23 protein-coding genes are annotated in these 24,258 nt (G+C 69.3%); 8 read left to right on the plus strand and 15 right to left on the minus strand.

Features of this window, described 5'->3' with window-relative positions; translation table 11 throughout:
• Positions 1-245: 245 nt before the first annotated feature.
• Together OOZ19_RS23845 and OOZ19_RS23850 are read right to left on the minus strand one after the other, a co-directional pair.
• Positions 246-1,739 carry an FGGY-family carbohydrate kinase gene (locus OOZ19_RS23845; RefSeq protein WP_266092389.1) on the minus strand — a complete coding sequence of 498 codons (1,494 nt, stop codon included), beginning with the start codon at positions 1,737-1,739 and terminating at the stop codon, positions 246-248.
• Between the two features lie 274 nt (positions 1,740-2,013).
• Positions 2,014-3,429 carry an L-fucose/L-arabinose isomerase family protein gene (locus tag OOZ19_RS23850; protein WP_266092390.1) on the minus strand — a complete coding sequence of 472 codons (1,416 nt, stop codon included), beginning with the start codon at positions 3,427-3,429 and terminating at the stop codon, positions 2,014-2,016.
• Positions 3,430-3,775: 346 nt separating this feature from the next.
• Here OOZ19_RS23850 and OOZ19_RS23855 point away from each other — a divergent pair, with 346 nt between their 5' ends.
• Entirely contained in the window at positions 3,776-4,768 is a 993-nt protein-coding gene (locus tag OOZ19_RS23855; protein WP_266092391.1) for a LacI family DNA-binding transcriptional regulator, read from the plus strand.
• A gap of 1 nt (position 4,769) precedes the next feature.
• Here OOZ19_RS23855 and OOZ19_RS23860 read toward each other — a convergent pair whose 3' ends face one another.
• The 8 genes from OOZ19_RS23860 to OOZ19_RS23895 form a co-directional block, all read right to left on the minus strand.
• Positions 4,770-5,594 carry an ESX secretion-associated protein EspG gene (locus tag OOZ19_RS23860; protein WP_266092392.1) on the minus strand — a complete coding sequence of 275 codons (825 nt, stop codon included), beginning with the start codon at positions 5,592-5,594 and terminating at the stop codon, positions 4,770-4,772.
• On the minus strand, positions 5,594-6,703 hold the full coding sequence (locus tag OOZ19_RS23865) for a hypothetical protein (RefSeq protein ID WP_266092393.1): 1,110 nt from the start codon (positions 6,701-6,703) through the stop codon (positions 5,594-5,596). Before OOZ19_RS23865 ends, OOZ19_RS23860 begins: the two co-directional genes overlap by 1 nt.
• A 198-nt stretch (positions 6,704-6,901) precedes the next feature.
• Positions 6,902-7,537, minus strand: a complete 636-nt coding sequence (locus OOZ19_RS23870) for a DUF3558 domain-containing protein (protein ID WP_266092394.1) — start codon at positions 7,535-7,537, stop codon at positions 6,902-6,904.
• Positions 7,509-7,835: a hypothetical protein gene (locus OOZ19_RS23875; protein ID WP_266092395.1), complete on the minus strand. Its 327-nt coding sequence runs from the start codon at positions 7,833-7,835 to the stop codon at positions 7,509-7,511. Before OOZ19_RS23875 ends, OOZ19_RS23870 begins: the two co-directional genes overlap by 29 nt.
• Before the next feature lie 313 nt (positions 7,836-8,148).
• The gene (locus OOZ19_RS23880; protein WP_266092396.1) at positions 8,149-8,604 is read right to left on the minus strand and encodes a hypothetical protein; all 456 of its coding nucleotides are present in this window, start codon (positions 8,602-8,604) and stop codon (positions 8,149-8,151) included.
• A 63-nt stretch (positions 8,605-8,667) separates the two neighbouring features.
• Positions 8,668-9,114: a YbaB/EbfC family nucleoid-associated protein gene (locus tag OOZ19_RS23885; RefSeq protein ID WP_266092397.1), complete on the minus strand. Its 447-nt coding sequence runs from the start codon at positions 9,112-9,114 to the stop codon at positions 8,668-8,670.
• Positions 9,115-9,204: 90 nt separating this feature from the next.
• The gene (locus OOZ19_RS23890) at positions 9,205-9,399 is read right to left on the minus strand and encodes a DUF397 domain-containing protein (protein WP_266092398.1); all 195 of its coding nucleotides are present in this window, start codon (positions 9,397-9,399) and stop codon (positions 9,205-9,207) included.
• Positions 9,396-10,253 carry a helix-turn-helix domain-containing protein gene (locus tag OOZ19_RS23895; RefSeq protein WP_266092399.1) on the minus strand — a complete coding sequence of 286 codons (858 nt, stop codon included), beginning with the start codon at positions 10,251-10,253 and terminating at the stop codon, positions 9,396-9,398. The genes OOZ19_RS23890 and OOZ19_RS23895 overlap by 4 nt, the downstream gene beginning before the upstream one ends.
• A 192-nt stretch (positions 10,254-10,445) precedes the next feature.
• On the opposite strand from OOZ19_RS23895, the gene OOZ19_RS23900 reads away from it, so the two are divergent.
• A complete protein-coding gene (locus tag OOZ19_RS23900; protein WP_266092400.1) occupies positions 10,446-10,808 on the plus strand; it encodes a hypothetical protein in 363 nt (120 codons plus the stop codon).
• Between the two features lie 241 nt (positions 10,809-11,049).
• Here the strand turns inward: OOZ19_RS23900 and OOZ19_RS23905 are convergent, their stop codons facing one another.
• The 4 genes from OOZ19_RS23905 to OOZ19_RS23920 all read right to left on the minus strand — a co-directional run bounded on the left by OOZ19_RS23905 (position 11,050) and on the right by OOZ19_RS23920 (position 17,787).
• Positions 11,050-13,524, minus strand: a complete 2,475-nt coding sequence (locus tag OOZ19_RS23905; protein ID WP_266092401.1) for a glycoside hydrolase family 172 protein — start codon at positions 13,522-13,524, stop codon at positions 11,050-11,052.
• A 484-nt stretch (positions 13,525-14,008) separates the two neighbouring features.
• Positions 14,009-14,998: a substrate-binding domain-containing protein gene (locus OOZ19_RS23910; RefSeq protein WP_507028817.1), complete on the minus strand. Its 990-nt coding sequence runs from the start codon at positions 14,996-14,998 to the stop codon at positions 14,009-14,011.
• Between the two features lie 156 nt (positions 14,999-15,154).
• The gene (locus OOZ19_RS23915) at positions 15,155-16,204 is read right to left on the minus strand and encodes an ABC transporter permease (RefSeq protein WP_266092403.1); all 1,050 of its coding nucleotides are present in this window, start codon (positions 16,202-16,204) and stop codon (positions 15,155-15,157) included.
• Positions 16,201-17,787 (minus strand): sugar ABC transporter ATP-binding protein, encoded by a 1,587-nt coding sequence (locus OOZ19_RS23920; protein ID WP_266092404.1) that lies wholly within the window; start codon positions 17,785-17,787, stop codon positions 16,201-16,203. Before OOZ19_RS23920 ends, OOZ19_RS23915 begins: the two co-directional genes overlap by 4 nt.
• A gap of 339 nt (positions 17,788-18,126) precedes the next feature.
• Between OOZ19_RS23920 and OOZ19_RS23925 the strand changes: the two genes are divergently transcribed.
• Positions 18,127-18,936, plus strand: coding sequence for a DUF6542 domain-containing protein (locus OOZ19_RS23925; RefSeq protein WP_323055174.1), 810 nt, complete (start codon positions 18,127-18,129; stop codon positions 18,934-18,936).
• Between the two features lie 114 nt (positions 18,937-19,050).
• Here the strand turns inward: OOZ19_RS23925 and OOZ19_RS23930 are convergent, their stop codons facing one another.
• Complete coding sequence (locus OOZ19_RS23930) at positions 19,051-20,118, minus strand: 4-hydroxy-3-methylbut-2-enyl diphosphate reductase (protein ID WP_266092406.1); 1,068 nt, start codon at positions 20,116-20,118, stop codon at positions 19,051-19,053.
• Positions 20,119-20,311: 193 nt separating this feature from the next.
• On the opposite strand from OOZ19_RS23930, the gene OOZ19_RS23935 reads away from it, so the two are divergent.
• The 5 genes from OOZ19_RS23935 to glpX all read left to right on the plus strand — a co-directional run bounded on the left by OOZ19_RS23935 (position 20,312) and on the right by glpX (position 24,092).
• The gene (locus OOZ19_RS23935; protein ID WP_266092407.1) at positions 20,312-20,785 is read left to right on the plus strand and encodes a lipid droplet-associated protein; all 474 of its coding nucleotides are present in this window, start codon (positions 20,312-20,314) and stop codon (positions 20,783-20,785) included.
• Positions 20,786-20,976: 191 nt separating this feature from the next.
• Entirely contained in the window at positions 20,977-22,236 is a 1,260-nt protein-coding gene (gene xseA / locus OOZ19_RS23940; protein ID WP_266092408.1) for an exodeoxyribonuclease VII large subunit, read from the plus strand.
• 19 nt (positions 22,237-22,255) lie between these two features.
• A complete protein-coding gene (locus tag OOZ19_RS23945) occupies positions 22,256-22,663 on the plus strand; it encodes a hypothetical protein (protein ID WP_266092409.1) in 408 nt (135 codons plus the stop codon).
• The gene (locus tag OOZ19_RS23950) at positions 22,660-22,923 is read left to right on the plus strand and encodes an exodeoxyribonuclease VII small subunit (protein ID WP_266092410.1); all 264 of its coding nucleotides are present in this window, start codon (positions 22,660-22,662) and stop codon (positions 22,921-22,923) included. Before OOZ19_RS23945 ends, OOZ19_RS23950 begins: the two co-directional genes overlap by 4 nt.
• A gap of 122 nt (positions 22,924-23,045) precedes the next feature.
• Positions 23,046-24,092, plus strand: a complete 1,047-nt coding sequence (gene glpX / locus OOZ19_RS23955; RefSeq protein ID WP_266092411.1) for a class II fructose-bisphosphatase — start codon at positions 23,046-23,048, stop codon at positions 24,090-24,092.
• Positions 24,093-24,258: the final 166 nt, after the last annotated feature.

Raw genomic sequence — 24,258 nt, forward strand, 5'->3', positions numbered from 1 at the left:
GGAACCGTTGGCTCCGATCACCGGTGCCGACCGCCAAGGACCATAACAACCCCCTCACCCGTTCGAGTGGCGCCAGCACCTGCCCAGAAGTGAGCGAACGGACCGTTCATCCAACGAGATCAGGCAAACGGTCCGCTCACTCGGACGAAGGCACCGCCACGCACGGCCGGAAACCAGTGAACGGACCGTTCGTCCAACGGGATTGGACGAACGGTCCGTTCACTCGGAGCCATGGGTGTGCGAGGTCAGGCGTCGGCGGCGTGCTGCTGGGCCGCGAGGAAGTGCTGGATGTCGGCGGTGGCGGTGTAGAGCTCCAGGTAGCGCTGGTAGAAGGCGTCGTAGCGCTCGGTGCGGGCCGCGTCCGGCACGACAGTCCGCGCCACCGGGTTCCACTCGCGCTCATTCACGGCGGTTCCCGTGGCCACACCCGCCATCAGCGCGTCGCCGAAGGCGGCTCCGACGGTCTCGCTCGGAACCTGCTGCTCCTGCCCGGAGATGTCGGAGACGATCTGCGTCCACAGCCCGCCCTGGGTACCGCCGCCGACGGCGACGAGCCGTCCCGCGCGGCCACCGGCGGAGCTCATCGCCTCCAGGTTGTGCCGCACCCCGTAGCCGATTCCTTCCAGCGCGGCCCGGTACACCTCGGCCCGGCCGTGGCTGGTGGTGAGCCCGAGCAGCGCACCGCGCGCGTCGGGATCGAAGATCGGCGTCCGCTCCCCCGCGAAGTACGGCAGCAGCAGCAACCCGCGGCTCCCGGCCGGTGCACCGGCGGCCTGCTCGACGAGTTCGGCGAAGTCGCCGTCGACGAGCCGCCGGATCCAGTCGGTCACCGCACCGGAGGTCGCCATGCCCGCGGCGAGCGTGTACGTGTCCGGGAAGACACCGCAGGTCCCCCACAGCGCCGAGTGCGGCCGGGGGTCGGTGAGCACCTGCACGAAGAACATGGTGGTGCCGTACATCAGCATCACGTCGCCGGGTTCGCGCACGCCCGCGCTGGTGGCCTCCGCCCAGGCGTCGATGGTGCCGGTGGTGACGGGCAGTCCTTCGGGCAGCCCGGTCTCGGCGGCGGCCTGCGGGCCGACCTTCCCGACGATCTCGGTGGGCCAGGCGAGTTCGGGCAGCGGCAGGTCCGGGGCGACGCGCTGCGCCCAGTCCTTCGACCAGTCCCGGGCCTGCAGGTCGTAGAGCGGGTCGCACTGGCTGGCCGAGTGGTGGTCGAGCACGTAGCGCCCGGTGAGCCGGTGCACCAGGTAGGAGCTGCACATGAGCAGCTTCTCGGTGCGGGCGTACACCTCGGGTTCGTTCTTGGCGAGCCACCGGATCTTCGGCCCGACGGCTTGGCTGGTCAGCGCGGATCCGCCGCGGCGCAGGATCTCGTCGGCACCGAATTCCTCGGTGAGTTCGGCGATCTCGGCGGTGGCGCGGGTGTCCACGCCGTAGAGGATCGCGGGCCGCAGCGGGTTGCCGTCGCCGTCGGCGGGCAGCAGCACGGGCCCGATGCCGCTGACGCCGAGCCCTTCGATGCTGCGGCCTTCGGCGGCAGGCACGAGTTCGCGCACGATGCCCACGAAGTCGTTCCACCACACCGATTCCGCGTCGTGCTCGACCCAGCCCGGATGCGGGTAGGAGGTCTCGTGCGGCCGGGTCGCCCGGGCCACGATGCGCCCGTCGGTGGTGACCAGCACACCCTTGGAGCTCGCCGTTCCGACGTCGACTCCGATCAGCACGCCCTCAGACATCGCCTGTTCCTCCCGCTCGTCCGGTGTTCCCCGCGGCATCGTAAAGACCCCTGCACCGGGTGATCCGCACTCCTGTCCGTTTCGGACTTCGCGGGCCGCCCGGTCGGCCATCGGTCGGAGCGTGGTTCCGACCGATGGCCGCTGGACATGGCCCGTGACCTGGCGCTGGGCGAAATCGAACCGTTCCAGGTCTGATTTTGGCTCTGCCCGCTTCAGCTTGTTCGGCTTTGCCTCACCGGTTGTACGCCGTGCGCGGCGGCCGGAGCCGGACGCCTCAGCCCCGGGGCCACTCGTCCAGGCGCACTCCGAGCTGCTCGGCGACGGCGCGCATTTCCGCGCGGTGGTCACCGGGGACGGCGTGCAGGTGGTTGGCGCCGAACTTGGACAGGAACACGTCGCCGGGCGCGTCGAGCCTGGCGAACGCGTGCGGCCATTCCGGGGTGGACTGCTCGACGAGGGTGCGGTTGGTGTCGTCGTCGTAGCTCTCGAACTCGCCGAGCATCATCTGCAGCCGGTACTCACCGGCTTCCCTGGTGAGCCTGCCGAGCGTCATCTGCCCCGGTGCGGCGATGTGCTGCACGGAAGCGCCACCCGCCGGGAAGAAGAACACCTCCGGATAGAAGTTGACCTTCGCGAGGTTCTCCGCCGGGTCGTCGCTGCGCGCCGCGTACCAGGTGGCGTGCTGCCCGGAGTTGCACAGGTCCCAGATGTCCCGGTCCGCGTGGTAGTGCCGCACGTCGGCGAACAGCACCGGGGTGCGGGCGACCTGCTTGAACAGCTGCATGGTCAGCGCGCCGTCCATGTCGGCTTCGGTGGCGCAGACGTGGGTCTCCTTCGGCCCGTTCCAGTCGTAGGGGTCGTTGAGGAAGGCCTCGGTGACGTCCATCGTCGCGAAGTTCTCGGTGAGTTCCGGCTGGCCCTTGATGCCGGAGAAGTCGAGGTTGCGCTCGGCGATGATGTCGCGGACCGCCATGTAGGAGCGGATCTGCCGTTCCAGCAGGTCCGGGGTGAGCTTCTTGCCGTCGTAGTGCACTCCGGCGGCGTACTGCTCGATCCACTCGCGGCCCTTGCGGGCTTCGGCGGCGTCGGCCTTCTCGGCGCGCAGCACGAGTTCGTACTGGTCGATCTCCTCGACGTCGATGCCGAACTGGCGCTGCCACTGGTCGGTGTTGGCCACGGCGGTGTTCATCCCCATGGGTCGCCCGCCGAACCGGCCGAAGGTCGATCCGCGCAGGGATTTCACCGCGGCGGCGGCGGTCGCTCGCACGCCGATGGCGGCGGCGAGTTCCGCGGAGTCGGGGGCGCCCCAGGCCCGGGTGTGCTTGCGCCCGATCTGGTCGAGCGCTCCGCCCGCGGCGAGCATCCCGACGAGTCCGGGTTCGGTGGGGTCGGTGCTGGCGACGAGCACCAGCGGGCTGCGGGTGGCGTCGGCGGCGAGCATCGTGAAGTGCGGGAACGACCAGACGGTGTAGTAGAAGACCGTGACGTCGACGTCGGCGGCGGCCACCTTGCGGGCCACGGAGGTGGCGAGCACGTTGGTGGCCACGAGGTCGTCACCTGCGACGACGTCGTGCCCTGCAGCCCGCAGCGAGGCCACGAGGGCGTCCTGCTTGGCTTCGATGAATTCCGCGTTGCGAGCGTGCACATGATCACGACCGTCGGAAATGCCGACCACACCGATGCGGGCCACGGGTCCTCCCAGGTTCTGCGGAACGTGCCAGGGTTGCGTCGGGACGTGCCATTGCTGTTCCGGATCACGGGGAACGAGATCGTCGAACGGACCGGTCCGGGACGAGCCGCCCCGATTCGAGAACGATTTTGTTCCGGGTCAACTCTCGCCGCGCCTGGCCGGGTTCGGAGAACGCCACGGGCGTGCCTGCGCTGGGGGTTCCGCGCCTGCCGCTACCACCCGAATTCGTTCATCGTTGACCGACCGGGTTATGAGCAATCGTTTTCCCGGAAGCTATTCTGGGCTTGGCGAGGCTGTCAAGGAATCCACGCCGCAACCACGCGGCCAGCCGACATCAGGAGGTCCGGTGGCGACGATCAGTGACGTGGCGGCCAGGGCCGGCGTGTCCACCGCGACGGTCTCCCGTGCGCTCAACGGCAAGAGCACCGTGGATCCGGAGCTGGCCGCGCGGGTGGCCGCGGCGGCCGACGAGCTCGGCTACCGGCCGAACGGACCGGCCCGCAACCTGCGCAAGCAGGAGACCGCGGTCCTCGCCCTGATCATCTCGGACGTGGAGAACCCGTTCTTCACCGCGATCTCCCGCGGCGTGGAGGACGTCGCGCACACCGCCGGTTACTCGGTCGTGCTGTGCAACTCCGACGACGACCCGGCGAAGGAACGCGAATACCTGGACGTGGCGTTGCAGGAACGCGTCGCGGGCGTCCTGCTGTCCCCGACCGGCCGGGAGGCGGGCGCGGAGCTGCTGCGCGCGCACGCCACCCCGGTCGTCGCGCTGGACCGGCCGCTACCGGGAGGCGGGGACACGGTCCTGGTGGACAGCGGCAACGCCGCGAAGAACGCCACGCTGCACCTGGCGGAGCAGGGCTACCTCCGGATCGGCTGCCTGACCGGCCCGAGCGGCATGCCCACCGCGGACGCGCGCTTGAACGGGTACCGGGAGGGTCTGCGGACGGCGGGGCTCGCGGACCTGGGCCTGGTCCGGCACACGGAGTTCCGCGCGGCCGGCGCCCGGCGCGCGGCGCGGCAGCTGCTGGATCAGGAAGAGCCGCCGGACGCGCTGCTCATCGCGAACAACGCGATGGCGGTGGGAGTGCTGGAAACGCTCGGCGAGCTGGGCCTTCGGGCGGGCCGCGACGTGGGTGTGATCGCGTTCGACGACGCGCCGTGGGCGACGTTGCTGGACCCGCCGTTGAGCGTGGTCTCCCAGCCCGCCTACGACATGGGCTCGTTGGGGGCGCAGTTGTTGTTGCGCCGCATCGGCGGTGACCGGGGTGAGCCGACCACGCGAACGTTGTCGGCTCACCTCGTCGCGCGCGGCAGCACCGAGCGCTCCACCTGAGTCACCGGGCGGCGGGCAGCGCCACCGTCCGGAGCATTTCGTCGATCTTCGCGGTGAGCTTGCGCCGGTCGGCGGGGGCCACGGTGAACCACTGCCTCCCGTCGCCGCCTTCGCGCTTCTGCGTCATGTAGCAGCCGTCCGCACCGGTGAAGAACGACACCGAGTACGGCGGCCGGTGCGTGCGTCCGACTCGCCGGTCGTGGCTGCGCGCGGTGAACACCCCGTCGAGCTCTCGTTCGGCGGTGAGCACCGTCGCCAGCACTCGCGCGTCGGCGCTCTTCACCCCCGCACCGGTGAGCGCGCTGAGCAACGTCCCGTTCGGGTTGTTGCGCCTGCGTTTGGTGGCGTTGTCGAGCACTTCGGTCGGCACGCTCGCCGTTCCGCCGCGCCCCGGGGTCAGATTGCCGATCAGCTCCACCGCGTTGCCCGCCGGGCCGCCGTACTCCTGCCTGCTGAGCACGATGTCCTGCAGGTCATCGTTGTTCTCACCGTCGGCTTGGTACGCCTGCACCGTGGCGCGGCCCTGTTCGACGCAGACCGCGTTGAACGAGGCGCCGCGCTTGGCGTGCACCGCCACCCCCACCGCCAGCGGCGGTTTGCTCAGCAGCTGCCACGCGTCGTCCAGGAACGGATGCAGATCATCGCGTTCCAGGTATCCGAGGCGCGCCAGGTCCTGGCTGCCCGCGCGGGAGGCGCGGGTGCGCTCGTCCTCGGTGGGTTCGCCCGCCAGTCGCCCCACCCGCAGCAGCGGGTGGATGTGGCTGTCGAACCGCTCGCACAGGTATGCGGCGGCCAGCGGGCTGATCGACATTCTGCCTCGGCTCATCAGCGGTCCTGGTTCTCCCAGTCGCCGAAGACCGGCGGGGCCACCGCGCGCATGTCGTTGGTGAACACGTCTTCCTCCTCGATGAGCCAGCTGGGCCGCTCGCGCTCGGCGTCGTCGCCCTGCTGACCGCCGCGCTGACCGGCGCCGCCCATGCCCGCACCGGGCGCACCCGCGCCACCACGGCCACCGCCCGCTGCGGCACCACCGGCGGCGGACGCACCGCCACCAGGACCACCGAGACCGCCGACCCCGGCGCGACCACCGGCACCAGAACCGGCACCGGCGCCACCGCCGAGACCACCCGCGCGGCCACCGGCACCACCAGCGGAACCACCGGGACCACGACCACCAGGACCACCGTTGGGTGACTGCGCCCAGCGACCGTTGTGCGGGTTCTGCCGCTCCCAGGCCCCCGTGCGCGGGTTCTGCCGGTACAGCGTCCCGTCCGGACCGCGCACGACACCCGGAGGCAGACCACCGCTCGGCGGAGCAGGCGCCCAAGCCGAACCGGACCCGGCCGGAGGAGCACCCGCACCAGAACCACCACCCAGCGACGGAGCACCGCCACCCGAGGTCGGCGACGAAGCCCACGACGAGGAACTGCCCGCAGGCGCCCCACCACCGGAGGAAAGGCTGCTGAACTGCGAACTCCCCATCGCGTCACTTGCGGAGGGAGTGGTGGCCCCGACCGGAGTGGCGTTGGCGGGCTCACCAGGCATCGGCTGGAACTCGGGAACCGCCGCGAGATTCGCTTCGGTCTCGCGCTTGTAGCGCTCCTGGACCTCGGTCGCGCGATCGTTCGTCAGCTGGAAGTCTTCTTGCCGCTCTTCGTAATCGCTCGCCCATCCCAGGTACCAGGTGTCGTCGTAGTCGTCGACCCACCCCTTCTCCGGCGGATCGAGCTGAACCGGGCGACCGTTGGACAGCGTCTCGCCCTCGCCTGGGATACCTGCGAAAGCCTCACGCTGAGCCGTCGCCTGATCCAGAAGAGCTTTGCCCACTCCGTCGCAGGTCTGCTGAGCGGCCGTGAGATGCGGCGTGATCTCGTTGATCGAGGACTGAGCGGAATCGGCGGCACGTCCTTCGTGTGCGGTTTCCGCCTTTGTCAACGCCTCTTTGATCTGCGCTTCAAGTTCCGCGAACTTTTCGGCTGCCTTGGACCAGGACTGGGCACCATCGCCCAACGAGGCGGGAAGATTGGTGGCATCCCCCGAACCCGCCATATTCGCGCGAAGTTGCCTTGCCGCCCCAGCAAAGCACGCCATCGCGCTAGGATCGCTAGAAATCCCGCCGGACATATATTCCCCTCAGTTAGCAGCAGGCCAGGAAGCGACGCTTGCCTCCAAGGCCCGCTTCGACAAGTCGCACGGATCAACGGAGTTGATATCAGCAGTTGGAACGATACTCATGGACTGAACGACTTGATCAGACTTCGACGCAAGGAAGATTGCGCAGCCACCATCGGATTTGGGGTCGCTCGTATTGGCACGAACAGCCGGGTAACCCGCGATGTCCAGCTTCTCGAAGTCGACGAAATCAGCAGAGTTGTCGTAGTAGCTCTGCAGCGTCCTATCGCCATGGGAAGCAAGACCAACCGCGATAGCACCATCAGGCGTGTGCCACATGCAGTTGCCAGCAAGATCCTCGTTCAGGGAGTTTTCGCTCTTCTTCCCCTCCGGGCTCAGCCCCAACCCTTGAGCCGCCTGAGCGGGGAGCAGTTCGCAGACGTCCACCGCTGACGCGTCCTTCGGGTTGGGCACTTCCACCCCCGAAGGAGGCGGGCTCGGCGCAGGAGTCGTCTCTGGGGCGCCCGACCCCAGGGAACAAGACGTCACGAGCACGGCCGAAACACTGGCAACGAGCAACGCCCCACTACGCAAGAGGAACCCCCGGAAGGAAATACTCACAGCAAAATCACGCCCGCCTGTTGATTCGATCAGCATCGACCGTCGCATTGTCCTCAGCGCGTCGATACTCGTCTAAGGTGTCTCGATAAGATTGAATTTTCTCGTTCAGCTTGTCACGAACTGCCAGTGCGGCGCCGCGCAGCGAGTCGGCATTTCCGTTCGCCATGTCAGCGAATTTCTGCCGAGCTTCACTAGTCACCGAATCTTTGGCCGTCAGCTCACCCGGCTTCACACCAGCAGCGTCGAACGATGTCTGCTCAGCAATGTCCCGAGCATCTTCGAGCTGCCGGATCGCGCCCTCAAGTGCTTCTGGGTCAATTCTGAACCCGGTCATGCTTCCTCCCCATGGGCATGTCCACGCGTCAGCTGAGCATGGTGCACGCTCGGGCATCCACGCGTGCGCGAACCTACTCAACTACCGGTATGACGATCAACACAGTAGCCGGTGGCGCACCCAGCGTGATCGTCACCCGAAAAGAGCATTCTCTTTCGTGGCAACTAATTCGGGACTGCACTGACCTGCGTCAACACTCAATTCCGCGCAGAGCGCCCCTGTCCGACCGCGAGCAGTGCACCGCCGACCTCCCTCCGGAAGAGAGCGAGATCTCAACCTCACCGTGACCTGACGGCACAGCTAGCTCTGCGGCTCACCGCACTCCCCGCAGGTCGGAGCGCAGCACCGTGAGCGTGATGATCGTGGCAACGAACGACAGGAAGGCGGGCAGGAACAGGAAGAACGTGTATGCGAGGAGTTCGCCGCCGCCTTCGGAATCCAAATGGAGGGAGAATGCTGCCAGCGCGCTCAGGGCGAACACACCTCCCGTCAGGATGACCGAACTGCGACGGCAGCCGGTGGCGCCGTTCGCCTCCAGCCACCCGGTCTTGAAGTACGACCGCGCCAGCATCGTGACAACGCCGTGCGTGATCCCGAACAACGCTGCTACTCCTGTCATCATCGCCGTGACCACCGCGAAACCGCCCACGGCAACCAGGAAGAAGGGCGTCGGAATTCCAGCCGCGCCCACCAGCGCGGAAGCGAGCAACAATGGCAGCCCGGCCAGCAGCAGGCATCGCCTCGCGTGCCGAACCCACGCGGCTGACACCGGGATGTACCTCGGCGGTGGCGGCGGACCGCTCGGAATGAAGACGACCACAAAACACCGCCCTTAAACTCCGAGCGGAGCCTTCGAATAACCACTAGAAAAGCGATCCCGGACAGGACCGCAGGCGAGGCCGGCGGACACCGTGTTGATCAGCTGCATCGCGTCCGCGGCCGTGATCGGTTCGTCGGAGGCGGCGATTCCTCCAGCGGGCTGAGCCGGAGTCCGGGGCGGAGCTGTTCGCACGGCCTCGGCCTGTGCCGTCGCCGCCCGCATGGTCGCGTCGGTCGCGGCAGCCACGACGTGCGTGGACAGGCTGCGCGGATCGGTGGTGCCCTTCCAGCCGGGGGCCAGCTCGACCGAGCGGAACTCGCCGGTGCCGGTCACGCGGACCGTGACGACGCCCTCCGGGTCCTGGCCTCGAAGCAGGTCGTCCGTCGGGTCCGATCGCTCGGAGTTCCGGGCTGCTTCCGGCTCGAGATCTTCCTCGTTCAGCTGCCACCGTTGATCCACGGGTGGGCACCCTACCCAGACCAGGCGGTACCGGTGTTGATTCGCGGAAACTCCCGCACCAGGACGACCGAGCAACCGCTCCAGGGCTGATCAGGCGTCGAGCCGGCCTGCTTTGACGGAATCGAGGAACACGGCGAAAGCGCTCGCGTCGAAACTCAGGACCGGGCCGGTGTCGCCGAGCTTGGAGTCGCGGACCGCGGAGCGACCGACGGCTAACGCGACCTCGACGCACTCGTTGTTGGCACCGCTGCGGCTGCTCTTTCGCCAGTTCAAGCCTTGCCTCATCGCGCTTCTAGCTCCTCGGCACGTGATCGGGTCCAGTCGATCGACGCAGCAGGCGGGAGTGAAGCATCCGCGACATCGGCGAACATCGCGCCGAACGCCTGTACGTCGCGATCATTCTCCACCCACTCTCCACCGCCGGGGTACTCCAGATAGACGGCGTCCGGATCGTCTTCCTCGCTGAAGCCGACGATCGTGACAGCACCCGAGGACGTGCCGTAAGCGCCGAGTTCGAATGGAATGACCTGCACCGTCACGTTCTCCTGTGCCGCCATGTCCACGAGGTGCCGCAACTGTTCGGCCATGATCTCGGGGCCACCCACGAGACGTCGCAGCACCGACTCGTCGATCAAGGCGTGCAGGCGCAACGGACCGGTGCCCGACAACCGCTTCTGCCGAGCACGCTTGGTCTCCACCGCTCGGAACGAGATCGTGTCGTCCACGAATCGGTGAGCTGCGGTGTGCACGGCAGCGGCGTAGTTCGGCGTCTGGAGCAATCCCGGAACGACCTCGGTCGCGAGCGACCGGACGTTGTCCGCATCGGCTTCCGCCCGGATGTAGGCCCGGTACTTCGGCGGCGAAGACGACGAGTGCTCGACGCGCTTGCTGTCCTGCCGGGCGTCGTCCCACATGGCTTGAGCCTCGGCGGCCTGCTCATCGGTCGCGCCGTAGAACGCCAGCATTGCCCCGAGTTCGGAGAAGTTGCAGAGGCTGTAGCCGTTCTCGATCTTGGAGATCGTGGCTTGGGACTTGCGCAGCAGCCCCGCGATCCGTTCGTGGTTCATCCCGGCCGCTTCGCGCAGGCTCAGCAGGAACTGACCAAGACGACGTTTGCGGCGCGTCTGCGTGCTCGGCATGAGTGCCTCCCTTGATCAGCGGCGACATCGTAACGGCACCCGCGATCACTCCATCGGGCAATATGCTCGGCGAATATTCTCAGTTACTTTTCCCTTAGCGGCACCTCCCGCCGCTGGCGTGGGGCCGGTGGCTCCCCTCCTCCCCGACCGGTCACCGGCTCCACGTCCTCCATCTGATTTCCGGGGGTGGCAATGCAATCCGGAGTTGAGTCCTCCTACCTCCCGCACCTCGCGGCGATCCGCGCCAGCGTGTGCGCCGGGTTCCGGTTCCAGCACCTGCCGAGCCGGGACGAAGTCCTCGCGGTGTACGGGTTTCGGGCCTCGCACGGCGCGATGGACACCTACGTCGCGCACGACCGGCACGACGCCACCGCCGCGCGCTACCGGCTCGACGACCTCGACCACGGCTCCCCGAGGCCCCCGTGGGAACGGCACGGGAACGTCGCCGACGTCGTCGCCGAACTGCTCGAACTGCCCCCGCACGGCACGCGCGGCGCACCCGGCCGCACCGGGAGCACGAGTGAGCTCTGGCTGCCCGCTCATGTCGTCGCCTGATCCGTCCCGCGGCTGGCCCGGCGTGTTCACCAGCGACCGGGTGCACCACGTCTCCCCTGCCAACGCGCGGCGGATTTCCCATGGCACGCAACGGAATCGACTCGGCCTCGCCGACTGCGGCGCGGTCTGCGCGCCACCCACTTCGAACCAATGGCCACTGACCGCATGCCCGCGCTGCTACCCCCGGACATGACGGTGCCCGGTGGTCGACGAACCACCGGGCACCGTCAGCGGGAAGAACTCAGTACTTGAACACCTCGTACCGCGAAGCCGTCCACGGCGGAGCGCCCTCCACCGGGATCAGCTCCACCCGCACCTTGTCCTTGCCCTCCGTCAGCGCGGCGGGCAGCTCGAAGCCGTCCTCCAACCAGCGGTGCGTGCCGTTGCCCAACGCCTGCAACCAGGTGCCCGCCGACTCGCCGTCGACCCGCACCTCCACCTGCTGGTAGGCCTGCGCTTGATCGCCGAGCCTGCGCAGGTGGGCACCCGCGTTGTCGTCGCCGAGTTCCACGTCGAAGCTCACCGGCCCCGTCGACGCCGCAACCTGGCCGCTGCGCTCCGCGCCGGTGCCCTCGAAGCGGGACTGCAACGGCTCGACCGTCTCGCCGTCCGCCTCGTAGCCGTGCGAATCGCGGCTGCCGCGGTCCGACAAGTCGAGGTCGTCGACCTTCTCCTGCGACACCGGATGCCCGCCGTACCAGTACGCCGTCGAGCTGTAGTCGCCCGGCTCGTCGTTGTTCGGGCCGTGCTCGATGTCCGCGATCAGGCCGTCGTTGAACGGCACCGCGTCCGGCACCTGCAGGCGGTACGCACCGGTGCAGTCGTACTGGCAGCCGTCGCCGTTGAGCTCGTGCGCCGGGTTGCCGGCCAGCGGCATCGAGAACGTCGTGCCGTCGCGGAAGTACCAGCCCGACTCGTAGTAGTCCTCACTTCCCGTGCCGTGCCACGCCGGAGTTCCCGAACCGTTGACGTAGAACCGCTCGTCGCCCTCCAAGTAGTTGCGCTGGTTGGCCACCGCGTTCGTCTCCGGCATCGACAGCGGCTGGTTGCGGTGCGTCGCCGCCGCGTTCGGCGGGATCAACCCGCGCATCGTGTGCGTCACGCCGTAGAACGTGCCCGAGCCCTTCGCGTCCAGGAAGTTCCAGTCCTGGCCCTCCACGGTGGGGCCACGGTGGTGCGTGGCGTTGAAGTAACCGGTGTTCTCGTCGACGTCCTTCGGCGCGGTCGACACCTCCGCCGTCATGCCCTCGATCGGCACGCCGCCGCCGTTGACGATCTCCACCGTCGCGCTCTGGCTGAACGGCATCGGCCACCACGAGGTGTACCAGCCGCCGTCACCCGGATCGATCGACGTCATCATGCTGCGGACGTCGTGCTCGCCGAGGCCGGAGCCGAAGAACTCGCCGATGGGGGCGTCCACAGTCGTCTTGCCGTCGAAGGTGATGCGCAGCCGCGCCGACTCCAGCACGTGCTCCGACGCCGTCACCTCCTCGGCGCTGAAGCCGTAGCGGCCCAGCAGCTTCTCCCGCGCGAACACCGCGTTGTCGATGCGGTAGCCGTGCGCGGCCTCCTCGCCGGGGTGGGCGGGACCCACGTCGAGCACGTCGGTGCGCACCCACTCCCCGTCGACCAGGCTCTGCACGTCGTAGCGGAACTCGTTGACGTCCAGCGACGAGGACACGAAACGGCTCGCGACCTCCACCGAGGACTTGCCCGCGGTGAGCTCGGCGGGCACGTCGATCGCCTGCACCGCCCAGCCGCCCGGCGCCGCCGGACCGCTGCGCCACTCACCGGCGGGGGCGCCGTCCACGCTGAGGCTCGCCACCTGGTCGGCGACCTGCGGGTCGGAGCGGCGCACGATGCGCACACCCTCGTTGTCCGGGGCCACCGCCGCGTCGAACCGGCTGCCGCCGCCCGCGCCGAACGCGCGACCGTCGTCAACGACCCGCGGGCTCGGCACCACCTGCGGGATGCGCAGCCGCAGCTCGTTGATCTGCCCCGGGCCCTCGATCTGCGCCACCGGGGCCGCCGTGCCCGGGACGACGCCGAAGTCGCGGCGGGTCGGCTGCGCCTCCGGGTCGGTGCCCTTCGGGTCCGCGATGCCGAACATCCGCAGCCGCGCCAGCACGTCCTCGGCGGGGTCCGACGGGTCGAACGTGTCCACGCCCTCCGCGTCGCCGAAGGAGCGGTAGTCCACGTGGTAGAAGTTCGGGTTGTTCTGCACCGTCACCCGCATCGACTCGCGGTACGGCATCGGCACCTTGATCACAGCGCCGCCCGCCGAATCGTCCGCGTTGCCCACCAGCGGCCATTCGAACGGCGCACCGGCCCGCCCGCTGACCACGTCGATCAGCGGGGCGTCCAGCACTGTGCGGCCGTCCAGCTCGATCACGATGTTGCCGGTGCCCGTCACGTCGCCCCACGGTTCGCGGGTGAACCAGATCGAGGAGATCTCGCCCGGCCCGGCCCGCTCCGCGATCACGCAGCCGCGGTCGCTCTCGCGCAGGCAGGAGAAGGTGCCTTCGAAACCGTCGTCGTTGCTGCCGTCCCGGGCGAAGCTGGAGAACTGGCCCGTCTGCTCCGAGCCGCGCAGCTGGGCCAGCCCGCCCGGCTCGCGGTACGTGTCCCAGCCGACGCTGCCCTTGTCCGCCGCCCGTTGCTGAGCCGAACCCTGCGCCGAAGCCTGCGTCGGGCCGTGGCCGGAATCGGCGACCATCGCGGCAGCCGCCAGGGACGCGACACCGAGAAACGCGCCGAACCTCTTCGGCAGCCGTCTCGCAGCGCGCAGCGCGTCACTACTGCGGTCTCTCATCAAAGCTCGCCCTCCCCACATCACTATCCACAGTGGACAGCGTTGTCCTGGTCATTCGACGGTGGTGCGCGGTTGGGATCGGATCGGTCGGTCCCCGGAACGCGGGCGCACAAGATCACGCGCTTCCTTTCAGACCGCAGCGTAGGAAGAAACCGCACCCTCTCCAAGGAACATCGCGGAACCAGCGGAATCCGGAGTACGAAATTCACTCATTAAGATGGTCACCGGCACGAGGCAGGAGCCACTACCACCATCCAGGTGGATTTGATTTCTTTTCGGTGACAGCTGGTATTGCCAAAGAAAGTCGCACGCCAGGACAACTTCGCCCTAGCGTGCGACCTGCACCTTCACCGAATCAGTAACCACATGTGGTAAGCGCGAGTGCCGCTCAACCCTGATTCAACCGGGCGTAGACCTCGCCCGCGTTCTCCTTCGTGATCAATTCCGTGGGAAGGGTTTGCTTCTTCTCCGTCGGCTGGCAATCCACCAGGATCTTCTTCGCCGCCTCGACGGCCTCCTCGCCACCCGTCGGATTGAGGAAGGTGGCCTGCAATCGGCCTTGCTCGACGGAGCGAATACCGCCCGCCTCGATCGGCAGGCCGTCGATGCCGACGAATTTCAGCTGCTGCGCCCGGCCCGCCGCCTCCGCCGCCAGATACGCGCCCTCGGCCATCGGATCGTTGTGCGAATACACCGCCTGCGCGTCCGGGTGGGCCTTGAGCAACGCGTCCATCTTCTCCTGGCCCAGCGACCGCTCCCAGTCGCCATCGCCCTGACCGATGATCTCGATCTTCGATCCCTCGATGCCCCGCATGAAGCCGTCGTGGCGTTCACCGGCCGGCGTCGAACCGGACAGGCCCCTGATCTCCAGGATCTTGCCGCCGTCCGGGAACAGCGTGTTCTTGAAGTACTCCCCGGCCTGCTTGCCGATGTCCACGTTGTCCACGCCGATGTAGGTCGTGTACGCGTCCCCGTTGACCTTGCGGTCCAGCAGCACCACCGGGGTGCCCGAGTTGTAGGCCTTGCGCACCACGTCCGTCAGCGGCGCCGCCTCGTTCGGCGAGATCATCAGCAGGTCGACCTGCTTGGTCAGGAACGACTCCACGTCGCTGACCTGCTTGGCGTTGTCCTTGCCCGCGTCCGAGAACTGCACGTCCTCGAACTGCGGCACCCCCTCCGCCGCCTTGCGGATGTCCTCGTCCATCCGCACCCGGTACGGCTCGGCGAGGTTCGCCTGACTCATGCCGATCGTGTACTTGCCGTCCGGGCCACCGCAGCTCTGCCGCGGATCCTGCGGCTGGGCCTGGCCGGTGTTCTCGCTCGTCGTGCCGCACGCCGCCGCGGTGACGGCCAGGGCGGCGCAAGCGGCTGCGAACACAGACCTCGTTGTCTTTCGCATCGTGCTTCCTTCCCGAAGAACTCCAGGGACGCGTCGAGGGGGCGGGTGGAATCGGAGGGACCGGGATCGGCTTCGAGGAGCCGGACCGGCTGGCCGGGCACGGGATCGCCACGCGGATCGAAGCGGGGGCCGGGGTCAGGCCGTGGGGCGCAGCCGCTGCAACGCCGCAGCGGCCACGATCACCACGCCCTTGATCAGCAACTGCATGTCGGTGTCGACGCTGTTGAGGCTCAGGATGTTGTTGAGGATGCCCAGCAACAACGCGCCCGCGATCGTGCCCACCACCGAACCGCGCCCACCGGCGAGGCTGGTGCCGCCGACCACGACCGCCGCGATGCCGTCGAGCTCGTAGGCCAGGCCGTCGTTCGGGCTGCCCGCGTTGAGCTGGCCGGCGTGCACGATGCCCGCCAGCGCGGCGCAGAAACCGGACAGGGCGAACGCGACGATCTTCACCCGGTTCACCGGCACACCGGACAGGCGCGCGGCCTTCTCGTTGCCGCCGATCGCGTACAGGTGCCGGGAGTAGGCGCTGTAGCGCAGGAACAGGATCGCCGCGACCGCCACCACCGCGAAGATCAGCGCCGGGATCGGCACCACACCGCCGAAGGTGCGTTCCCCCAGCAGGGAGAACAGCATCGGCGCCTGGCCCTCGCCCTCACCGTAGGTGATCTGCACGGTCTCACCGCCCGACCACATCCGCGCCAGACCGCGCGCGATGTTCAACCCGGCCAGCGTCACGATGAACGCCTGCACGCCCAGCAGCGCCACCGCCGCGCCCTGCAGCACGCCGAAGATCAACCCGATCAGCAGCACCAGCAGCGCCGCCAGCAGCACGCCGAAGTTGTCGTTGACCAGCAGCACCGCCGAACCGACCGCGGCGAGCCCCAGCACCGAGCCCACCGACAGGTCGATGCCGCCGATCAGGATCACGAACGTCAACCCGACCGCGATGATCCCGATCTCCGACACCGCGCGCACGATGTTGAACAGGTTGTCGCTGGTCAGGAACAAGATCTGCCCGTCGTCCCCGCGCGGGGACAGCACGATCGCGGCGAGGAACACCGCGACGAGGCCGAAGAAGCTCTGGAACCGGAACAGCGTCTCCGCCACCTCGCGGCGCGACCGGCCCCGAGGCGGCTCCGGTGCGCTCGGCGAAGTCTCCCGCTCGTGCGTCTGCTCGCTCATCGTGCGCCTCCCCCCGCGACGGGGCCGCGCCCCGCCTCGACAGCCGATGACTCACCCTGCGACACCTTTTCCCCCATCGCGGCGGCCAACAATTCGGCTTCACCGGCCTGGGTGGTGTCGAACTCCGCCACGCTTCGGCCGTGCCGCAGCACCACCACGCGGTGACACACGCCGGTCAACTCCGGCAGTTCCGAGGAGGCCAGCAGCACGCCGATGCCCCGGGCGGCGATCTCCCCGAGCAGTTCGTAGATCTCCGCCTTCGCGCCGATGTCCACGCCGCGCGTCGGCTCGTCGAGCAGCAGCAGCCGCGGTTCGGTCAGCAGCATCCGGCCGAACACGACCTTCTGCTGGTTCCCGCCGGACAAGGTGCCGACCGGATCGGCGATGCGGCCCAGCTTCACCTTCAGCCGCTGCACGCTGCGCTCCGTCGCGCCGATCTCGGAACGTCGGCGCACGAGGCCGCCGACGCCCAACCGGTCCACGACCGAGAGCACCGTGTTCGCCTGCACCGAATGCCCCAGCACCAGACCAGCGGCGCGGCGGTCCTCCGGGACGAACGCGATGCCCTTGCGCAGCGCCTCCCGGGGGCCGCGGGGCCGCACCGGCTGCCCGTCCAGCCGCACCGATCCCTCCCAGCGCCCCGCCGAACCGGCGCCGAACAACGACTCCAGCAGCTCCGTGCGCCCCGAGCCGAGCAGCCCGCACACGCCGACGATCTCGCCGGCCCGCACCGACACGTCGATGCCACCGGGTTCCCGCCTGCCCACCCGGTGCCTGCGCGGGTGCACCCGGAAGTCCGACACCGACAGCAGTTCGTCGCCGGGTGGCAGCTCGTCCTGGTTGCGGAACAGGGTGCGCACCGAGCGGCCCACCATCGCCTCCGCCGCCTGCTCCGCGGTGAGGTCGCGGGCGTCGAACTCGGCCACCCACCGGCCGTTGCGCAGCACCGTCGCCCGGTCGGCGACGGTGCCGATCTCGTCCATCCGGTGCGAGATGTAGACGATCCCGGTGCCGCGCCTGCGCAGCTCGGAGATCACGGCGAACAGCCGCTGCACCTCGGAGTTCGACAGCGCCGAGGTCGGCTCGTCCATGATCAGGACCTTGGCTTCCAGCAGCAGCGCCCGCGCGATCGTCACCAGCTGCTGCTCGCCCACCCGCAGCTCGCCCACCGGGCGCGACGGGTCGAGGTCGATGCCGGTGCGCTGGAGCAGCTCGCGGGTCCGCTGCGCCATCCGGCGCCGGTCGACCACGCCGGCCCGGCGCAGCTCGCGGCCCAGGTACAGGTTGTCGGCGACCGAGAGGGCGGGCACCAGGTCGAGCTCTTGGTGGATCATCGCGATGCCCGCCTGCTGGGCGTCCGAGGGCTTCGCGAACCGCACCGGGCTCCCGTCCACCGCGACCGTGCCCTCGTAATCGGCGACGTCGCCGGACAGGACGCGCATCAACGTGGACTTGCCCGCGCCGTTCTCCCCCAGCAGCGCGTGCACTTCGCCCTCGTGCACGGTCAGATCCACACCGTCGCACGCCAGGACACCGCCGTAGCGTTTGGTGATGCCGGTCAGCTCTACCAGTGGCGCCGTCATTCGAGTTCCCCCCGCCATCCGACCGCTGTCACCCGAAGCAACCGCACGAACACGAGAAAACGATTGCTCGGACGCTAAGAGTTTCCAGTTGCTTGTGTCAAGGTTCACAGTCCACCCGCCCGAGGCTCAGCCGCCATTCGGCCGCGCCGCGATCACACAACGGTCACGAGGGCATGAAGCGCCGCAGGTCCGCGATCAACTTCCGGAGAGGTCGTTCCACGCCCGTTCTAGACCGTTACGGTTGTGCGCGTGACCGCCACTCGCGAGCGCCAAAGCGCCCCCTCTCCCGACAACGGCGCCCCACAATGGGCAGAACGGTCCGCTTTCGGCAGCCGTGGCGTGCCCCTATGGGGAGCAGTGCTGATCGCGGCGGGGGGCACCGCGCTGGGCGCGGTGATCGACCTGCTCCTGAGCGGCACCCCCGGATTGATCTTCAAGATCGGCCTGGTAGTGGGATGCCTGGCCTCGGTGGCACTGGTGCGGCGGGGCAACCTGTTCGGGCCGATGGTGCAGCCTCCGCTGGTCGCCACCGTGGTGATGCCGCTCCTGGTGGTGCTGTTCGGCGGCGGCGCGAACAGCAGCGGCATGATGGGCAAGGCGCTGTCCGTCGTGCAGCCGCTCATCGCGGGCTTCCCGATGATGGCGATCACCACCGCCGCCAGCCTCGCGTTCGGGCTGGTGCGGATGTTCTGGCTGCAGCGCGCCGACGAGGACGACGTCGACATCTCCGACACCCCGACGAAGAAGCGCCGGCCGGTCAAGCCGCCGAAGGACGCCCCCCGGCAGCCGCGCAAGCGCCCCGCCGACGGCGAGCGGCGGCCCGCCTCCGGCGCGCGCGACGAGCGGGGTGAGCGGAACAAGGCGCGACGGCCCGCTTCCGAACAGGGCGGACGCCCCCGCGACGGAGCCAAGCGGGACGCGCGCCCCGAACGCGGTGACCGCGCCACCCCGCCGGCTCGCGGCGGCGAACGCGGTCGCGGCACGCCGCCCGGCCGCGCCGCCTCCGGCGACCGCGGCCAACCCGGCAGGTCCGCCGACCGCGGCGAGGGACGCCCCCGCCCCGCACCCGGCCGCGGACGGCCCGACCCGAAACCCGACCCGCAGCGCCGGCCCCGCAAGCCGCGGCGCGACGACGACTTCTTCGGCTGAGCCGGACGCGCACGGCCGAGCCACCGCTCGCCTCGGCCGCGGGACCCCCGTCGAACGCGGAACGGCCCGCCGGACCATTCGGTCGAGCGGGCCGCACTTGGATCCGGGGTCGGGTCAGCGCACGCCCTTCGGGGCGTCCGGGTTCTCCTTGAGGTCCTTGCGCAGTTCCTTCGGCAGCGAGAACTGGATCTTCTCGTTCGCGGTGGTCACCTCTTCGACCTCACCGTCCCAGCCGCGCTGCGAGAGGTGGTCCAAGACCTGCATGACCAGCACGTCCGGCACCGAGGCACCGCTGGTGACGCCGACCGTGGTCACGCCCTCCAGCCAGGACTCGTCGATCTGGTCCGCGTAGTCGATCAGGTGCGAATCCCGCGCGCCCGCCTGCAGCGCGACCTCGACCAGGCGCTTCGAGTTCGACGAGTTCTGCGAACCCACGACCAGCACCAGCTCGCACTCCGCGGCCATCGCCTTCACCGCCACCTGGCGGTTCGACGTGGCGTAGCAGATGTCGTCGCTCGGCGGCGCCTGCAGATCCGGGAAGCGGCCCTTGATCTGGTCGACCCGCTCCATCGTCTCGTCGACGCTGAGCGTGGTCTGCGACAGCCACACCACCTTGTTGGGGTCCCGGACGTGGACCTTGTCGACGTCCTCCGGCTTGTCCACGAGCTGCACGCGGTCGGGCGCCTCACCCGCGGTGCCCTCGACCTCCTCGTGGCCCTCGTGGCCGATCAGCAGGATGTCGTAGTCGTCGCGGGCGAACCGGTTGACCTCCTTGTGCACCTTCGTGACCAGCGGGCAGGTCGCGTCGATGGTGCGCAGGTTGCGGGCCTTCGCCTCCTCGTGCACCACGGGGGCGACGCCGTGCGCGGAGAACACGACCAGCGCGCCCTCCGGGACCTCGTCGGTCTCCTCGACGAAGATCACGCCGCGCTCCTGGAGGGTCTCCACCACGTGCTTGTTGTGCACGATCTCCTTGCGCACGTACACCGGCGGACCATAGGTCTCCAGCGCCTTCTCCACCGTGATCACCGCACGGTCCACACCGGCGCAGTAGCCACGGGGTTTGGCGAGCAGCACGCGCTTGGCGCGGTCGCCCTCCGGGGTCGTCGTGTCCTGATCGGGGGTGCCCTGGTCAAGGTCGCCTTGGGCGAGGCGATCGGCGGCCTGCGGCGAGGTGCTCATACCTGCCAGGGTACGGACCACCTCGCGACGGGTCAGCCCTGCGGCCACCCACCTCACCCGTACCGCGCGCCACCGGCCCCCGCACCCGCGGAGCCACCGGACGGACCACCGGCCGACCGCGCGGGCGCACCGGTGGGAAGCTCATGTCCCAGGACGATGGTTTCCCACGCGCGATTGCGGGAAGGTAGGGCGCATGTCGACGTATCCCTTGCCGATCCGGGTCGCGGCCGGACTCGCGACCGTCACCGTCGAACAGACCCGGCAGCTGCCCGCGCAGCTGCTCGGCCTGCCGCTGACCGTGGCCAGCCAGGCGTTGCAGCTGTCCATGCGGGTGCAGCAGCAGATCACCGAGCTGGCCATCCGCGGCGACGAGACGCTCAGCGCCTGGCAGGGCACCGAGGACGAACCGGAGTGGGCGACGTTCGACGAGGACGAACCGCCGCCCCCGGCGGAGCAGCGGCTGGTGAACGTCGCCGAGTCCTCCGGTGGCTCCGACGTGCTCGCCGAGTACGACGGCATGAGCCTGCCGCAGCTGCGCGGCAAGCTCCGCGGCTTCTCCGCCGACGAGGTCGAGGAGCTGCTGGAGCACGAGCAGCGGCACGAGAACCGCGTCGAGTTCGTGCGGATGCTCACCAACCGCCTGGGCCGCCTCCGCGGCGAGGACTGAGTTCCTGGCGCTGTCGCGCTCGGTCTGCGCGGTGAGCCGCATGGCGGAACCTCAGCGGTGCCGGTGTCCTGGGTGGTCACCGCTCAGCGGCTTCGCCGCTGACAAGACGACGAACGGGAACCCTGTTCGGTGGCTGCGCGGGCACCGCTGCCTCCGGTGGCGCCGTATGATCGCGCCGCTGATGCCCGGACGTGGAAGGAGCGGTCCTGAACGCCCCCGCCAACCAGGCACCGACCAGCGCGGAAGAACCGTGGCCGGTGCGCACCGTCGCCCGCAAGATCGCCGACTGGATCCACCGGCTCGGCACCATCTGGGTCGAAGGGCAGATCACCCAGATCTCCAACCGCCCCGGCGCCGCGACCTCGTTCCTCACCCTGCGCGACCCCTCCGCCGAGGTGTCGCTGACGCTGACCTGCGCGTCCTCGCTGCTGCGCAAGCAGGATCCACCGCTGACCGACGGCAGCCGCGTCGTGGTGCACGGCAAGCCCACGTTCTTCGTCGGGCGCGGCACGCTGAGCCTGCGCGTCGACGAGATCCGCGCCGTCGGCATCGGTGAACTGCTCGCCCGCATCGAACGGCTCCGGCAACTGCTCAAGGCGGAAGGCCTGTTCGACCCGGCCCGCAAGCGCCCGCTGCCGTTCCTGCCGAACAAGGTCGGCCTCATCACCGGGCGGGCCTCCGCCGCGGAGCACGACGTGCTCACCAACGCGAGGCTGCGGTGGCCGTCGGTGCGCTTCGAGATCCGCAACGTGGCCGTGCAGGGTTCCACCGCGGTGCCGCAGATCCTCGACGCGCTCGGCGAACTCGACCGCGACCCCGAGGTCGACGTGATCGTGCTGGCGCGCGGCGGCGGCAGCGTGGAGGACCTGCTGCCGTTCTCCGACGAGGCGCTGTGCCGCGCGGTGTCGACCTGCCGGACCCCGGTGATCAGCGCGATCGGGCACGAACCGGACTCGCCGCTGCTGGACCACGTCGCCGACGTCCGCTGCTCCACGCCCACCGGAGCGGGCAAACGAGTCGTTCCGGACATGGCGGAGGAAACGCAGCGAGTGCACCAGTTGCGCGACCGCGCGCGACGTGCGCTACACGGATGGGTGGATCGTGAGCGCAGGCTGCTCGACTCGCTGCGCAGCCGCCCCGCGCTCGCCGACCCGCACGGTCCGCTGGCGCGCAGATCAGAGCAGGTGCAGGTGGCCCGGGACCGCGCGCGGCGGGCCATCACCGGCGTGCTCACCGCCGAAGGGCACGCCATGACCGCGACTCGATCTCGCTTGACGACCCTCGGTCCTGCGGCCACTCTTGCTCGCGGGTACGCGATCGTGCAGCGCGTCGACTCCGACGGGGTCGACGGAGTGCTCCGGTCGATCGAAGAGGCTCCGGCGGGAACCACGCTGCGGGTGCGCGTCGTTGACGGAGCGGTACACGCCGTGGTGCCCGACGGATCGGAGTAGCAGAACGAGGGAGGTCGTGGTGCAGGGACAACAGGAGCCCACATTCCTCCCGTTGACGGTCGCCGTCACCCGCTCGCCGCAACTGCGCGACGCGGAGCGGGTTCGGCAATGCGTCCACGAGGCGGACGCGGCGGCGGTCGGGTGCTGGAACGCGCTGCTCGGCGGCTGCGATTCCACCGAGCGCAGGACCTTGCCGGTGAAGCTGCGGGCGCTCGCCGACGCGGCCTCCGCCTACGCGGGGACCCGGTGGTGGGTCGGCCACGGCTCCGGACATCGACGTAGGGTCACCGAAGCGCAATTGCGCATCAACGACGCGGTCCGCGAAGGGGACGGAGCCGAGTTCGCCGAGGCGTTCATCGGCTACGACCAGGCCATCGCGACCGCCGTGGTGTCCGTGCCCAGCAAGCTGGAGAGCCCCACCCCGTGACGAACAACGAGCAGGACGAGCACTTCGACCCGGTCGCCGACCACCCGGACGTCGCCGAACTCGGCTATGAGCAGGCCCGCGACGAACTGGCCGACGTGGTCAAGCAACTCGAGGCGGGCGGCCTGTCCCTGGAGGAGTCGCTGGCCCTCTGGGAACGCGGCGAAGCCCTCGCGACGGTGTGCGAACGCCACCTCGCAGGCGCCAGGGAGCGCGTCGACCGCGCCCTCGCCTCCGTCGAGGAACCCGGCCGAGCGCAGTAGTGGGTTCGCCCACGTGACCCGGCTTCGGGGTGGGCGATCTGCGAAGATCCCCGGTAACGAGTGCGGCGCGCGGAGCCGGTGCGCCATGCCGATGAAGTCAGCTCGCCATACCGGGAGGCGCGATGAGCACGTCCACCACGCAGGGCCGCCACGAGGCGCCCGACCGCAACCTGGCCATGGAGCTGGTCCGGGTCACCGAAGCCGCCGCGATGGCCGCCGGGCGCTGGGTGGGTCGCGGTGACAAGAACTCAGGTGACGGCGCCGCAGTGGACGCCATGCGCAAACTGATCGGCACCGTCTCGATGCGCGGCGTCGTCGTCATCGGCGAAGGCGAGAAGGACGAAGCGCCGATGCTGTTCAACGGCGAGGAGGTCGGCAACGGCGAAGGTCCCGAGGTGGACGTCGCCGTCGACCCCATCGACGGGACGACGCTGCTGAGCAAGGGCATGCCGAACGCGCTGGCCGTGCTCGCCGTCGCCGAGCGCGGCGCCATGTTCGACCCGTCCGCGGTGTTCTACATGGAGAAGCTCGCCGTCGGTCCCGAGGCCGCGGGCGTCGTGGACCTGAACGCGCCGACCGCCGAGAACATCCGCCGCGTCGCGAAGGCCAAGCACATCGACGTCTCCGACGTGACGGTCTGCATCCTGGACCGGCCGCGGCACGAGAACCTGGTCCGCGAGGTCCGCGAGGCGGGCGCTCGCATCCAGTTCATCTCCGACGGTGACGTGGCCGGCGCGATCGCCGCGGCCCGGCCGGACAGCGGTGTCGACATGTTGATCGGCATCGGCGGCACCCCCGAGGGCATCATCACGGCCGCGGCGCTGAAGTGCCTCGACGGGGAGATCCAGACCCGGTTGTGGCCGAAGGACGACGAGGAGCGGCAGAAGGCGATCGACGCCGGGCACGACGTGGACCGGGTGCTGACCACCTCGGACCTGGTGCGCGGCGACAACGTCTTCTTCTGCGCCACCGGCATCACCGATGGCGCGCTGCTCAAGGGCGTGCACTACCGGGCGAACCGGTGCAGCACCCAGTCGATCGTGATGCGCTCGAAGTCGGGCACGGTGCGGATGATCGAAGGCCTGCACAAGCTGACGAAGCTGCGCGAGTACTCGGACGTGGACCTCGACGGCGCGGGCGAGAACGCCCGCCACGGGCTGCTGCCCTGATCTTCCCGCTCGACCGAACGGACCGCTCCTCCCCGATGGGAGGGCGGTCCGTTCTTTCGTCTCCGGATCGATTCGCGCTGGGGGAACGGGCACTTTTTCCCGGTATTTCCCCGAAATCGGCCGATCGGACGGACTTGACCTGCATCGCGACCCGCATCGGTGCTGC

The sequence above is a fragment of the Saccharopolyspora sp. NFXS83 genome, from assembly GCF_026241095.1.
GTDB lineage: Bacteria > Actinomycetota > Actinomycetes > Mycobacteriales > Pseudonocardiaceae > Saccharopolyspora_C.

Coding starts and splice junctions, on each gene's coding strand:
- OOZ19_RS23890 (WP_266092398.1), bottom strand. CDS start 9,399: ATGAGGCAAGGCTTGAACTGGCGAAAGAGCAGCCGCAGCGGTGCCAAC.
- glpX (WP_266092411.1), top strand. CDS start 23,046: ATGAGCACGTCCACCACGCAGGGCCGCCACGAGGCGCCCGACCGCAAC.
- OOZ19_RS23920 (WP_266092404.1), bottom strand. CDS start 17,787: ATGACGGCGCCACTGGTAGAGCTGACCGGCATCACCAAACGCTACGGC.
- OOZ19_RS23935 (WP_266092407.1), top strand. CDS start 20,312: ATGTCGACGTATCCCTTGCCGATCCGGGTCGCGGCCGGACTCGCGACC.
- OOZ19_RS23870 (WP_266092394.1), bottom strand. CDS start 7,537: ATGCTGATCGAATCAACAGGCGGGCGTGATTTTGCTGTGAGTATTTCC.
- OOZ19_RS23875 (WP_266092395.1), bottom strand. CDS start 7,835: ATGACCGGGTTCAGAATTGACCCAGAAGCACTTGAGGGCGCGATCCGG.
- OOZ19_RS23905 (WP_266092401.1), bottom strand. CDS start 13,524: ATGGTCGCCGATTCCGGCCACGGCCCGACGCAGGCTTCGGCGCAGGGT.
- OOZ19_RS23895 (WP_266092399.1), bottom strand. CDS start 10,253: ATGCCGAGCACGCAGACGCGCCGCAAACGTCGTCTTGGTCAGTTCCTG.
- OOZ19_RS23900 (WP_266092400.1), top strand. CDS start 10,446: ATGCAATCCGGAGTTGAGTCCTCCTACCTCCCGCACCTCGCGGCGATC.
- OOZ19_RS23845 (WP_266092389.1), bottom strand. CDS start 1,739: ATGTCTGAGGGCGTGCTGATCGGAGTCGACGTCGGAACGGCGAGCTCC.
- OOZ19_RS23915 (WP_266092403.1), bottom strand. CDS start 16,204: ATGAGCGAGCAGACGCACGAGCGGGAGACTTCGCCGAGCGCACCGGAG.
- OOZ19_RS23860 (WP_266092392.1), bottom strand. CDS start 5,594: ATGAGCCGAGGCAGAATGTCGATCAGCCCGCTGGCCGCCGCATACCTG.
- OOZ19_RS23930 (WP_266092406.1), bottom strand. CDS start 20,118: ATGAGCACCTCGCCGCAGGCCGCCGATCGCCTCGCCCAAGGCGACCTT.